This window comes from Limnohabitans sp. JirII-31 (assembly GCF_002778315.1).
Taxonomy (GTDB): domain Bacteria; phylum Pseudomonadota; class Gammaproteobacteria; order Burkholderiales; family Burkholderiaceae_C; genus Limnohabitans.
Genome location: NZ_NESA01000007.1, coordinates 89847 through 102052, shown reverse-complemented (window position 1 = coordinate 102052; position 12206 = coordinate 89847). Strand labels below are relative to the sequence as shown.

The following is a 12206-nucleotide window of genomic DNA, read 5'->3' as shown; positions in this document are numbered from 1 at the left end:
GTGCTCAAAAGGCGTCAAGCCTGAGTTTGTTCAAACGCACGCATGTAGTCCACCAAGGCTTGTACGCCTTCGATGGGCATGGCGTTGTAGATGCTCGCGCGCATGCCGCCCACCGACTTGTGGCCTTTGAGCTGGAGCAGTCCAGCCGCTTTGGCGCCTGCCAAGAAAGCGTCGTTGCGCGCGGCGTCGGCCAAGAAGAAGGGCACGTTCATGCGTGAGCGGCAGTCAGCGGCCACGTGGTTGCTGTAGAAGCTGGAGCTGTCCAAAAAGTCGTACAGCAGTTGGGCTTTGGCGATGTTGCGTTGTTCCATTGCCGCCACGCCGCCTTGGCGTTTGAGCCATTGAAAGGTCAAACCCGCCATGTAGATGCTGTAGGTCGGCGGGGTGTTGTACATCGAGCCGTTGTCGGCCACAGTTTTGTAGTTGAACGCGCTAGGACACACCTTGAGCGCGTGGCCCAACAAGTCTTCACGCACCACCACCAATGTCACACCGGCAGGGCCAATGTTCTTTTGGGCGCCGCCAAAGGCCAGGCCCACTTTGGACCAATCGACCGAGCGCGACAGCACGTGGGATGAAAAGTCAATCACCAGTGGTGCGTTGGAGCCCAAGGCTTGCAGGTCGGGCAAGGTATGGAACTCCACCCCATGAATGGTTTCGTTGGTGCACACATGGACATAGCGTGCATTCGCGCTGAGTTGCCACTGAGCCGGTGCAGGCAGGGTGGTGAAGTGGCTGTCGGCACCAGATGCTGCCAAATGCGGCGTGCAGTACTTGGCTGCTTCTTTGAATGACTTCTCGCTCCAGCTGCCGGTGACCACCAAGTCAACCTGTTCACCGCGTGACAGGTTGAGGGGCACGATGGCATTTTCAGCAATGCCCCCGCCTTGCATGAACAAGACCTTGAAGTTGACCGGAATGGCCAGCAGCTCACGCAAGTCGGCTTCGGCTTGTTCGTAAATAGCAATGAATTCTTTGCCGCGATGGCTCATTTCCATCACGCCCATGCCACTGCCGTGCCAGTCGGTCATTTCTGAGGCGGCTTGTTGCAGCACCTCCAGCGGCATGGCCGCTGGGCCAGCAGAAAAGTTATAGGGGCGCGTGCTCATGCCGTGTGCCTCAAGCTTCGTTGGGCGTGCTGGTGTCGCCTGCTTGGCCGTCTTCGGTGCCTTCGCTGTCGTTCGCGTTGGCATCGTTTTCAACGATGCGTTGCAAGCCGCTGAGCTTGGCGCCAGCATCCAAACCGATCAAGGTCACGCCTTGGGTGGCACGACCGAGTTCGCGGATTTCAGACACGCGCGTGCGCACCAACACGCCGGTGTCGGTGATGAGCATGATTTCGTCGTCGGCTTGGACCAGTGTGGCAGCCACCACTTTGCCGTTGCGCTCTGATTGCTGGATGGCAATCATGCCTTTGGTGCCACGTCCATGACGCGTGTACTCGGTGATGCTGGTGCGTTTGCCGTAGCCGTTCTCGGTGGCGGTCAGCACACTGGCGCGTACCGCATCGGCGGGCGCGTTGGGGTCTTCTTGTTCAGACACCAGCATCGCGATCACGCTTTGGCCGTCTTCGATCATCATGCCGCGCACGCCACGGGCGCTGCGACCCAAGGGGCGCACATCGTTCTCGTCAAAGCGCACGGCCTTGCCGCCATCGCTGAACAACATCACATCGTGTTTGCCGTCGGTCAGGGCAGCGCCCACCAGGAAGTCACCATCGTCCAAGTTCACGGCAATGATGCCGCCCTTGCGTGGGTTGTTGAACTCGTCGAGCGAGGTCTTTTTGACGGTGCCCATGGAGGTGGCCATGAACACGAACTGATTTTCAGGGAAGGTGCGAGCTTCTCCTGTGAGTGCCAAGACGACGTTGATTTTTTCGCCCTCTTGCAGAGGGAACATGTTGACGATGGGGCGTCCGCGCGAGCCACGTGAGCCTGCGGGTACTTCCCAGACCTTGAGCCAGTACAGGCGACCACGGTTTGAGAAACACAAGATGTAGTCGTGCGTGTTGGCAATGAAGAGCTGGTCGATCCAGTCGTCTTCTTTGGTGGCGGTGGCTTGCTTGCCTCGCCCCCCGCGCTTTTGTGCGCGGTATTCGCTCAAGGGCTGGCTCTTGATGTACCCGCTGTGGCTGAGTGTGACCACCATGTCGGTGGGGGTGATCAGATCTTCGGTGCCCAGGTCTTGGGCGTTGTGCTCGATCACACTGCGGCGTGCGCCGAGTTTGGTTTGTCCGAACTCTTGTTTCACCACATTGAGCTCGTCGCCAATGATGGTGGACACACGCTCAGGCTTGGCCAAGATGTCGAGCAAGTCGTCGATCTCGGCCATCACGTCTTTGTATTCGTTGACGATCTTGTCTTGTTCCAAACCGGTCAAACGTTGCAGGCGCATCTGCAAAATTTCTTGAGCTTGGGTGTCACTCAGGCGGTACAAGCCGTCGTTGCCCATGCCGAATTCTTTTTCCAAGCCATCAGGGCGGTAGTCGTCGGCATTGATCACACCACCATCGGCGCGGCTGCGGGTGAGCATTTCGCGCACCAGCTTGCTGTCCCAAGGACGGGTCATCAGCTCGGCCTTGGCTACCGGTGGGGTGGGGGCGTTGCGGATGATGGCGATGAATTCGTCGATGTTGGCCAAAGCCACCGCCAAACCTTCCAGCACATGGCCGCGTTCGCGTGCTTTGCGCAGGGTAAAGATGGTGCGGCGTGTGACCACTTCGCGGCGGTGCTGCAAAAAGACGCTGATCAGATCTTTCAGGTTGCACAACTTGGGCTGGCCATCGATCAAGGCCACCATGTTGATGCCAAAGGTGTCTTGGAGCTGTGTTTGCTTGTACAGATTGTTGAGCACCACCTCAGGCACGGCGCCGCGCTTGAGTTCGATCACCAAGCGCATGCCCGATTTGTCGGACTCGTCTTGGATGTGACTGATGTCTTCGATTTTCTTTTCGTGCACCAACTCGGCCATGCGTTCTTGCAAGGTCTTTTTGTTCACTTGGTAGGGCAGCTCGTCGACGATGATCGATTGGCGTTGGCCACGATCAATGTCTTCGAAGTGGCACTTCGCACGCATGACCACACGGCCACGACCGGTGCGGTAGCCGTCTCGCACGCCACTCATGCCGTAAATGATGCCGGCGGTGGGGAAGTCAGGCGCGGGGATGATTTCCATCAACTCATCGATGCTGGCTTGCGGGTGACGCAACATGTGCAGACAAGCGTCGACCACTTCGTTCAAGTTGTGCGGCGGAATGTTGGTGGCCATGCCCACCGCGATGCCAGACGAGCCGTTGACCAACAGGTTGGGGATGCGGCTGGGTAAGACCAAAGGTTCTTTTTCTGAGCCGTCATAGTTGGGGCCGAAGTCAACGGTTTCTTTGTCAATGTCTGCCAACATTTCGTGGGCAATTTTGGACAAGCGGATTTCCGTGTAACGCATGGCCGCAGCGTTGTCTCCATCGACTGAGCCGAAGTTACCTTGGCCATCGACCAGCATGTGGCGCAAGGAGAAGTCTTGTGCCATGCGAACGATGGTGTCGTAAACCGCACTGTCACCGTGTGGGTGATATTTACCAATCACGTCACCGACGATACGTGCCGACTTTTTATAAGGACGGTTCCAGTCGTTGTTGAGCTCGTGCATCGCAAACAACACACGACGGTGCACCGGCTTCAAGCCGTCACGCGCGTCGGGCAGTGCGCGCCCCACGATCACACTCATGGCGTAATCTAGGTAACTGCGACGCATCTCCTCTTCTAGGCTGATGGGCAATGTTTCTTTGGCAAACTGAGTCATGAAAGCGGCCGTAAAGCGGGAAACCGGACATTTTAGGCTGATAACTCCTTTGGGTCAGTTGTGGCTCACTGGCAACAGACCCGCGCATACGTCAGCATGACTTCTCTGAATTGGGTGCGGCGCATAGGAGATATGGCACAATATTTACAGCGTTATGGTGTTTGCACCTTGAATGCCTGGAATCGCAGCAAGGTCTGCGGCTTTTAAATCCCTCAGAGGTGAATCATGAAAAACTTGAAGAACTTGGCAGCTTTTGTTGCTACTGCTGCATTGGCAACTGCCGCTGTTGCTCAAACTGTTGACAACTGGCGCAATTCGTCAGGCGATGTGTGGAAAAACTCCACGGGCCTGTGCTGGCGCGATGCCAACTGGACGCCAGCAACGGCTGCCAAAGATTGCGACGGCGCAATCGTTCCTGCTGCACCTGCTGTTGTGGCCCCTAAAGCTGCTGCTCCAGCACCAGCTCCAGCTCCCCAAGCTCCCCAAGCTCCTGCTGCATCTAAAGTGACTTACGCTGCTGATGCATTCTTTGACTTCGACAAGTCGGTGCTCAAGCCCGCTGGCAAAGCCAAGTTGGATGACTTGGTTGGCAAAGTCAAAGGCATCAATTTGGAAGTGATCATTGCTGTGGGTCATACCGATTCGATCGGTACCGATGCTTACAACCAAAAACTGTCGGTGCGTCGTGCCGAGTCTGTGAAGGCTTACTTGGTGTCTAAAGGCATCGAGAAAAACCGCATCTACACCGAAGGCAAAGGCGAAAAACAGCCAGTGGCTGACAACAAGACCAAAGAAGGTCGCGCCAAGAACCGTCGCGTTGAGATCGAAGTCGTTGGCACCCGTGCTAACTGATCTTTTTGATCTTTGCGAGAACCCCGCTTCGGCGGGGTTTTTTATTGGATAAAGGACAATCGAGCCATGCAAACTTCATCACACGTCAATGTTGACCCGGCCGAATTGGCCAAGTTTTCAGATCTGGCCCACCGTTGGTGGGATCCAGAAAGTGAATTTCGTCCGCTACACCAAATCAATCCTTTGCGTTTGGAGTGGATCAACGGACTTGCGCCGCTCAAAGGCCAACAAGTGCTGGATGTGGGCTGCGGTGGCGGTATCTTGAGTGACGCCATGGCACGTTCGGGCGCTCAGGTCATGGGTATTGATTTAGCCACCAAGTCACTCAAAGTCGCTCAGTTACATGCGTTGGAAGTGCAAACGCCTAACGTTCAATACAGAGAGGTGAGCGTGGAGGCTTTGGCGGCTGAGCGACCTGCCAGTTTTGATGTGGTGACATGCATGGAAATGTTAGAGCACGTCCCCGATCCTTCGTCCATTGTTCGTGCTTGCGCACAATTGGTCAAACCCGGTGGTTGGGTGTTTTTCTCAACGCTCAATCGCAATCCCAAGTCTTTTTTGTTTGCCATCGTAGGGGCCGAATATGTGTTGAACATGCTCCCTAGAGGTACACATGAATACGCAAAATTCATTCGCCCGAGTGAACTGGCGCATGCCTGTCGTGAGGTTGATTTGGAGTGGCATCACACCCGTGGCATGGAATACAACCCTTTGACCCGCCGTTACTGGTTGAGTGCTGACACCAGCGTGAACTATTTGGTGGCTACTCAGAAAGCTGTTTGATGCTGACCCATATTCGAGCCGTTTTGTTTGACTTGGATGGCACGTTGATTGACAGCGCGCCAGACTTGGGCGATGCAGCAGACAAAATGCGCACCGACCGAGGCTTACCCTCTTTGCCGGAGGAGATGTACCGACCCATGGCCGGAGCTGGAGCCCGTGGCATGCTCAAAGTTGCTTTTGGCATCACGCCAGAGCACGCAGATTACGATGCCATGCGTGAAGAGTTCTTTGTCAACTACGAGCATGCGATGACCCTGCGCACCTACGTCTTCGATGGCGTGCAAGAAGTGATCGAGTCACTGCGCCAGCGCGACCTGCTGTGGGGTGTGGTCACTAACAAAATGGCTCGGTTCACCGATCCTTTGACTCAAGCTATGCCTTTGTTCGCGACGGCATCCACGATTGTCAGTGGTGACACCACGCCACATGCCAAGCCGCATCCTGAACCCATGTTTGAAGCCGCGCGTCGTTTGGGTCTGGCTCCTGAGTTGTGTTTGTATGTGGGGGACGATGAGCGTGACATCGTGGCTGGGCGTGCTGCAGGCATGCGTACGGTGGCTGCGAGCTACGGTTATTTGGGAGAAAAGACAAATATTGTCAGCTGGGGGGCCGATTTACACATAGATTCACCCGTCAAGCTCTTGAAATTGCTTGCATAGGCCTAAAATAGAAAACTTGGGGCTGCACTGGTTTCGACATGGGTTCGGACGCGTGGCAGGGCATGTCGAGGTTCTGTTACCTCGTTAAACAGCAGAAAAAAAACTAACTGCAAACGACGAACGTTTCGCACTCGCCGCTTAATCCGGTGAGCCTTGCAACAGTTGGCCGATAGGCTGGGTTAGGGTGAAGGGGGCGTTAAAACCTCACAAGTCCTAGCTGCAAGGTAACTCATATTGGCTGGCATGACACCGGGCACCTTGGTGTTGTGTGAGATCTAAGGATGCTGGTTGGGTACATAGCGTGTCGCTGCGCGATGTATTTGATGAGACTCAAATCAGACGACTACACATGTAGAACTGTACGAAAAAGACTTATGGACGCGGGTTCAAATCCCGCCAGCTCCACCATACACAAGGGCTCGGAAAATCTCCGAGCCCTTTTTCTTTGCTCCAAAGCCCTGTATTTGCGGGCTTCCGACGGGTGACCTTAAGGACGCGGCAATTTCACTTCTTCAATAAGTGGAGTTTTTTTGCCTTTTTCTCTCTCTTTTCTCTGTTTTCTTAAGGACGTGTCCATAAGGGAAGCCTAGGCTTCATGCGGGTTTGCGGGAGGTCGTTTAACCTTAACTTTGCATGAGCATGGTTGACTGGATACGTTGAAAGAAGCATCCAAAGCAAATACCTTTCAGTTAGCGCTGAGCTGCGCTAGTCCGCTTGTGGGAGTCGGTTTATCCCTCCGTCCCCAGAGCTAGCAAAGCAGTAGTAGGTATCAGAAGTTGATAATCTTATTCAGAATAGAAACTATCTATTTGCCTTGTATAGCGGATGTAGTCCAGCCTTGATAACGCACAACTCCCATAGACCCGATGGCATCCGCCTTTGACCAGCTTCCCAGAGTTGCCAAGCTCTCAGGGTGACGTGAACCATTTCGGCGGCTTCTTTCTGGGTGTAACCCAAGGATGTCCTGACTGTTTTGACCTTTTGCGGTGTCGGTGATGCAATCATCTTTATTCCTGTTTACGAACAATGTTCGCATAAATTTTGGTTGAATGTTAAGGTTTAATACATAGCAAAACAGGAAGATTCAATGACTCCAGGTCCGACTTTAATTAAGAAATGCACCTCTTGTAGTGGGCACTTCCAGCAACGCACTATTGCCAGTGGCAATACTCGCAGGGCAAAGTTTTGGACTGATGGAAAGATGGAAGCCCCCATGTTTCCGAATGTGCCTGCTGCTGCTTCGTGTCCACATTGCAATTCTTTTGTCTGGCTGTTTGAACTGGAAGAAATCGCCCAACTAGATGGGAGCACTTTCAATGAAGAGTCATCCAAATCTGCAGAGTTGCCGCATTATCAAGAACTAAACGCTGACCAATATTGGGAAGTGCTGGAGTCCGGTCAGTTGGGAGATGAGAAAGAAGCGTATTTGCGATTCACACTATTTCAACTACTTAACGATGACAGACGGAATGATGAATTAAAGCCATACAGCCCAAGAGAGTTGGAGAACATATCAGCATTACTTGGATTGACGATTGCACGCAATGAAAGAGGCGTTCTGATTAAAGCTGAGTTGCTTCGTTGTCTTGGTAAATTCAAAGAAGCAATGGCAGTTTTAGAGTTTGATTTTGGTTACGAATATGCGAAACAAGCAGAGTTAATCTACTCACTGGCTTTGCGTGAAGACTCTTACGTGAAGCGAATCCCTGAAGACGATGGGGAGCTAGCTGATGCTTGGAGTTATCGCAGAGAGGCGAAAGGCTCAACAGCCTTGCCGTTTGACCCAAGTGGTCCTCCGCTGTTTCACATCAAGTCAACTGACGTATGGATAAAGATTCATGGAATGCTTCAGCACGAATGGGCAATCCTTGAGCCGCACCATGATGGAAACGTAACCGTATATTTCTTCTACGACTGTGGCACAACAATGTTGAGGTCGAAGCAATACACCAGCCTTCAACTTAGAAATAGGTATGCGGTAGTTGACTCTTTAGAGTTCAACTCTCTTGAGAATGCAATGAAGGGTCTGGTGCGAAATAGCTTTCGTAGACACGGAGATGGACCAATGATCGGACTGGGAGAAATGCCCAAGGGGAACTATTACGACGCTCGTTCGTTCGAAGAGAGTTGTTTCTCAGATGGCATTGGATGGGTGAATGGAGAGGATGATGAATAGATTTAATGCTCACGGTCCAGTTGAGCAGACTCCAAGCGGTGCATACGTTCTGTTCTCTGATGTGGAGGAAATGCGTGACTCATTGATTGAGTTAATTGCAAACTCATTTGATGCCGAAACTGGCAAAGGACTCACCAAGGATGAAACTCTCAAAGCTTTGGGAGTTTTCTTCAGATTGACGCTGGCTGAGTAGTAATGTCCTGTAACGCATGGAACCATCCACCAAACTGCAACTGCGGTTGGGGTGGTGTTTTTCACGGATTGGGACTTACATCTGGAAGTCACTATTGGCAAAAGTCAGAAAGCTTCACCAGTCCCAATGCAAACTGTCCACGTTGCCGAGCAAAGGTGTTTTATTACGAGTCTCCATATGGTGGAAAGGTCTACTTTGACCAAATGGGTCCGCCATGGCCGAAGCATCCATGTATGGATACTTACGCCTACGGGGCATCGCATACCAAGGTGACTGGACGGAAGGTTGGTGTGTCATTTTTTTCCCAACCCAAACCGCAACCAATCCAAATTGAAGATGGTTGGATGCCAGTTTATTGCTTTGAAATTCAAGTGTCAGATAGATTGTCTGACTATTTAGATTTTTCTTTGTTTGACACCGAAAACAGGAAGCATCTATACGCAAAGTTTTCCAGACAACTAGTTGACTCAAGGAGTCCGATACTTATAAGGCGCATAAAAGACCAATTGAATTATGAAATTTCGACCTTGAATGTTCGGGAATCCAAACCAACTGAAATTCGATTGTTCGCATTCACAACTATCGAAGAGGCGGAAGCTTATGAAATCTCTCTCAACCAACAAAGTGTCCAGAAAGATGAAAAGCCAAAGCCAATAGTGAAGCGAGTGATGCAACACATAGCGCCTGAAACGGCAGAGCGAGCTATATTGCATGTTACTAATCGAGATATCCCTGTTCGAGTAAAAAAGAAACCACAGCAAATTCAAAAACCATCAAAAGAAAAAAAACCAAGCCAGAAGTCGCTGGTCGCATCCCAGAAAAGAAACGAACGAGCACAAAAAAGAGAAGAGCGTGAGCAAGAATCCAAGCAAAAAGTGCGAGTCAAAACAGCACTAGAAATTGCGTTTGATGAAGCGAAAGATAAGACTTAGAAACTATGAAATATATCCGCAACACCCCTTGGAGAAGTGCCGAGGATAGAAGTGACATCTTGTATAGCCATACCATCATCGATAGTGATGGAGGCAGGCTTGCAAGAGTTATGCAACAACCCACTCCGGTGACAAAGCCCAAAGAGGTCACACGTCAAAAAGAAGCCGCAACAGCAAAACTTCTAGCGGCAGCACCAGAGCTTCATACAAAGTTGCTTGAGTGCGTTAGCTTCTTGGAACAAGAACGCAGAAGAATTGACCGTGCAATCAATGAAATGCATGAATTCTTGGTATCCATTGAGGGTGAATTCGCTGGCGAAGAATTCGAGGTGCCACCTCTGAAGGTGAATCCTGCGGCCATCGAAGGGCGACTTGCTTTCCTTGAATCAATGAGAAAGAAGCCTTCATCAGGTGAAGACTGACCTTGATTTTTAACATCAAAGGAAAGGATGTATGCCAAGTAAACAACAACGACGTAACTGGAAAAGTTACGGTGACTTGATAAAGTCAGAAAGAGGAAAAACCAAAAAAGGAACTTACTGTGTTCTTTGCGGTGAATTCATTCCTAAAGGAATGCTACTAAGTCACAAAGAGTTGATACATAACGAAAAGAAGATAACGGCATCACCTGCCCTAGATAAAAATCTATCAACATGGGTATCGGTTGTGGGTGGTGGCCTTCCATCATTAGGGAAGAAGCGATAAAGCCGGAGTCGAACCTCGCGTTGTGGGCTACAAAAATTTTGTCTTCCAGCTCTTCCTTAAATTGCAGTGCAAGCTCTTCAAAAGTAGGTTGGCCAGACACCATGTCGGGCGTAATACCTGTCAGCCTTTGGATGTTTTGAGGAATGAAAGTTTCGGGATCAATCAGGCTTTCCCACTCAATGACTTCTGTATTCGTCAGAGTTTTGATGCCAATTTCGGTTATCCGATCACGCTCAAAGTTTGACCCAGTTGTCTCGATGTCTACAAACGCCAAAACAGGTATCCGCGCTGAGTGAATCCTCTTTCAACTGAACTTGTCATCGTTTTATTGCGAGCTAGTTAAAACGTTTGATTACTTTTATGCTGGATAAATATACAGTATATTTATCCGCATGTATGAAGAAGTAATTTCGGCCCCGATACCTGTATTGATCTCCGACGAGAAGGTGATGTTGGAGGTGTGCGGCTGGAGTGTGGCTGCAGGTTTTGCTAGCCCAGCGGCAGACCACACGCGCAAGCGAATTGATCTGAACAAACATCTGATCTACAACGGGGATGCCACCCATGTGTTTCGCGTAGCTGGTGACAGCATGACTGGCATTGGGATCTACGAAGGCGACAGGCTACTGATTGACCGCAGTATTGAGCCCAAACACAACAGCATCGTTCTGGCGGTCCTCAACAGTGAATTTACGGTCAAGCGTTTGTATAAGCGTGGCGGCGTTGTAAAGCTGGTTGCAGAAAACCCTATTTATCCAACCACCGTTATCAAAGAAGCCGATGACTTCACGGTTTGGGGCGTTGTGACTTTCAACCTGCATAAGTTGCTTTGACCATGCCTGTGAAGCAGATTGCCTTAGTCGATTGCAACAACTTTTATGTTTCATGCGAGAGGCTTTTTCGACCAGACCTTGCCAAAGTTCCTGTGGTCGTTCTATCGAATAACGACGGCTGTGTGGTGTCACGCTCCAATGAGGCCAAGGCCTTAGGTATCAAGATGGGCCAGCCGTGGTTCGAATGCAAAGCATTGGCAGAAGAACATGGCATCGTGGCCATGAGCAGCAACTACGCTTTGTATGCTGACTTGTCCAACAGGGTGATGAACATCTTGGGTGAGTATTCACCACTCAGAGAGGTGTATTCGATTGACGAATGCTTCCTTGATCTCACCGGGATGCCAAAGCTCAGGGATGTGACTTATTCCATGCGTGATCGAGTAGTGAAGTGGACGAATATTCCCGTATGTGTTGGCGTTGGACCAACCAAGACTCTCGCCAAGCTTGCCAATCATGTGGCCAAGAAGCATCCCCGCTCAAAGGGCGTGTTCAACTTTAACGACTTGAACGAGGCGCAACAAACCAAACTGCTGAGCCAAATCACGGTAGATGAAGTCTGGGGCGTTGGCAGAAAACTCACCAAACGACTGGCAGCTCATGCCATCCAGACTGCTCAAGACTTGCGTCAAGCCCACGCACCAACCTTGCGCTCAGAGTTTGGTGTGGTGATGGAGAAAACGCAGCGTGAGTTGCTGGGCATCTCGTGCATCGACCTACAAGAGCACGCCCCCGACAAGCAGCAAATTATCAGCAGTCGATCGTTCGGTAAGCCTGTAACAGAGTTGGTTGTCATTCAAGATGCGCTTAGCGTATTTGTAACCACCGCCACCGAGAAACTAAGGGCACAGAATGGGCATGCAGCCTTGGTGCAGGTCAACTTTCTCACCAACCGTTTCAGGCCCGAACAGCCCCAATACAACCCCAGTATGACGGTACCTTTGCCGCAACCAACGAACGACTGCCTAGTTATTAACCGCTGGGTGCACCATGTGGCTGAGCTGCTTTGGCGTGATGGCTACAAGTACAAAAAGGCGGGAATCATGTTGGGCGATATCTCGCCCGTGACTATGGTTCAGGGTGACTGGCTCGAACCTGTCATGGCAAGTGACACTAAGTTGATGATGGCCATAGATGGCCTTAATTCTCGCTTTGGTCGAGGAACAATTAAGTTGAGTGGAGGCGACTTGCGAGAGAAGTGGGGCATGCGACAAGAGCGCAAATCGCCAGACTACACCTCAGACTGGGCGCAGGTGCCTGCCGTCTAAAATTTTC

12 protein-coding genes and 1 other RNA gene are annotated in these 12206 nt (G+C 51.3%); 10 read left to right on the top strand and 3 right to left on the bottom strand.

What is annotated here, in order from left to right; translation table 11 throughout:
* Window positions 1-14: 14 nt before the first annotated feature.
* Both serC and gyrA read right to left on the bottom strand, forming a co-directional pair.
* Window positions 15-1109 (bottom strand): 3-phosphoserine/phosphohydroxythreonine transaminase, encoded by a 1095-nt coding sequence (gene serC, locus B9Z41_RS10355; RefSeq protein WP_100146994.1) that lies wholly within the window; start codon window positions 1107-1109, stop codon window positions 15-17.
* Window positions 1110-1119: 10 nt separating this feature from the next.
* Window positions 1120-3798: a DNA gyrase subunit A gene (gyrA, locus tag B9Z41_RS10350; protein ID WP_100146993.1), complete on the bottom strand. Its 2679-nt coding sequence runs from the start codon at window positions 3796-3798 to the stop codon at window positions 1120-1122.
* 225 nt (window positions 3799-4023) lie between these two features.
* Between gyrA and ompA the strand changes: the two genes are divergently transcribed.
* The 8 genes from ompA to B9Z41_RS10305 all read left to right on the top strand — a co-directional run bounded on the left by ompA (window position 4024) and on the right by B9Z41_RS10305 (window position 9815).
* A complete protein-coding gene (gene ompA, locus B9Z41_RS10345; protein ID WP_100146992.1) occupies window positions 4024-4650 on the top strand; it encodes an outer membrane protein OmpA in 627 nt (208 codons plus the stop codon).
* A 66-nt stretch (window positions 4651-4716) separates the two neighbouring features.
* Window positions 4717-5433, top strand: a complete 717-nt coding sequence (ubiG, locus tag B9Z41_RS10340; RefSeq protein WP_100146991.1) for a bifunctional 2-polyprenyl-6-hydroxyphenol methylase/3-demethylubiquinol 3-O-methyltransferase UbiG — start codon at window positions 4717-4719, stop codon at window positions 5431-5433.
* Window positions 5433-6092, top strand: a complete 660-nt coding sequence (locus B9Z41_RS10335) for an HAD-IA family hydrolase (RefSeq protein WP_100146990.1) — start codon at window positions 5433-5435, stop codon at window positions 6090-6092. The genes ubiG and B9Z41_RS10335 overlap by 1 nt, the downstream gene beginning before the upstream one ends.
* Window positions 6093-6110: 18 nt before the next feature.
* Window positions 6111-6500, top strand: a transfer-messenger RNA (tmRNA) gene (gene ssrA / locus B9Z41_RS10330).
* A 793-nt stretch (window positions 6501-7293) separates the two neighbouring features.
* Window positions 7294-8268: a hypothetical protein gene (locus tag B9Z41_RS10320; RefSeq protein ID WP_100146988.1), complete on the top strand. Its 975-nt coding sequence runs from the start codon at window positions 7294-7296 to the stop codon at window positions 8266-8268.
* Window positions 8261-8461: a hypothetical protein gene (locus B9Z41_RS10315; protein ID WP_143474194.1), complete on the top strand. Its 201-nt coding sequence runs from the start codon at window positions 8261-8263 to the stop codon at window positions 8459-8461. Before B9Z41_RS10320 ends, B9Z41_RS10315 begins: the two co-directional genes overlap by 8 nt.
* A 233-nt stretch (window positions 8462-8694) precedes the next feature.
* Complete coding sequence (locus B9Z41_RS10310) at window positions 8695-9393, top strand: hypothetical protein (protein WP_100146986.1); 699 nt, start codon at window positions 8695-8697, stop codon at window positions 9391-9393.
* Between the two features lie 5 nt (window positions 9394-9398).
* Window positions 9399-9815, top strand: coding sequence for a hypothetical protein (locus B9Z41_RS10305; protein WP_100146985.1), 417 nt, complete (start codon window positions 9399-9401; stop codon window positions 9813-9815).
* Between the two features lie 143 nt (window positions 9816-9958).
* Here B9Z41_RS10305 and B9Z41_RS10300 read toward each other — a convergent pair whose 3' ends face one another.
* Window positions 9959-10372 carry a PolC-type DNA polymerase III gene (locus B9Z41_RS10300; protein ID WP_233202633.1) on the bottom strand — a complete coding sequence of 138 codons (414 nt, stop codon included), beginning with the start codon at window positions 10370-10372 and terminating at the stop codon, window positions 9959-9961.
* A gap of 118 nt (window positions 10373-10490) precedes the next feature.
* Here B9Z41_RS10300 and B9Z41_RS10295 point away from each other — a divergent pair, with 118 nt between their 5' ends.
* Complete coding sequence (locus tag B9Z41_RS10295) at window positions 10491-10931, top strand: LexA family transcriptional regulator (protein ID WP_233202632.1); 441 nt, start codon at window positions 10491-10493, stop codon at window positions 10929-10931.
* Between the two features lie 2 nt (window positions 10932-10933).
* Window positions 10934-12199, top strand: coding sequence for a Y-family DNA polymerase (locus B9Z41_RS10290; protein WP_100146983.1), 1266 nt, complete (start codon window positions 10934-10936; stop codon window positions 12197-12199).
* Window positions 12200-12206: the final 7 nt, after the last annotated feature.

What these genes read in the sequence shown, in the direction of transcription:
- B9Z41_RS10295 (WP_233202632.1), top strand. Translation starts at nt 10,491, where the DNA reads ATGTATGAAGAAGTAATTTCGGCCCCGATACCTGTATTGATCTCCGAC.
- B9Z41_RS10310 (WP_100146986.1), top strand. Translation starts at nt 8,695, where the DNA reads ATGGATACTTACGCCTACGGGGCATCGCATACCAAGGTGACTGGACGG.
- B9Z41_RS10290 (WP_100146983.1), top strand. Translation starts at nt 10,934, where the DNA reads ATGCCTGTGAAGCAGATTGCCTTAGTCGATTGCAACAACTTTTATGTT.
- B9Z41_RS10305 (WP_100146985.1), top strand. Translation starts at nt 9,399, where the DNA reads ATGAAATATATCCGCAACACCCCTTGGAGAAGTGCCGAGGATAGAAGT.
- B9Z41_RS10315 (WP_143474194.1), top strand. Translation starts at nt 8,261, where the DNA reads ATGAATAGATTTAATGCTCACGGTCCAGTTGAGCAGACTCCAAGCGGT.
- ompA (WP_100146992.1), top strand. Translation starts at nt 4,024, where the DNA reads ATGAAAAACTTGAAGAACTTGGCAGCTTTTGTTGCTACTGCTGCATTG.
- gyrA (WP_100146993.1), bottom strand. Translation starts at nt 3,798, where the DNA reads ATGACTCAGTTTGCCAAAGAAACATTGCCCATCAGCCTAGAAGAGGAG.
- ubiG (WP_100146991.1), top strand. Translation starts at nt 4,717, where the DNA reads ATGCAAACTTCATCACACGTCAATGTTGACCCGGCCGAATTGGCCAAG.
- serC (WP_100146994.1), bottom strand. Translation starts at nt 1,109, where the DNA reads ATGAGCACGCGCCCCTATAACTTTTCTGCTGGCCCAGCGGCCATGCCG.
- B9Z41_RS10335 (WP_100146990.1), top strand. Translation starts at nt 5,433, where the DNA reads ATGCTGACCCATATTCGAGCCGTTTTGTTTGACTTGGATGGCACGTTG.
- B9Z41_RS10320 (WP_100146988.1), top strand. Translation starts at nt 7,294, where the DNA reads ATGGAAGCCCCCATGTTTCCGAATGTGCCTGCTGCTGCTTCGTGTCCA.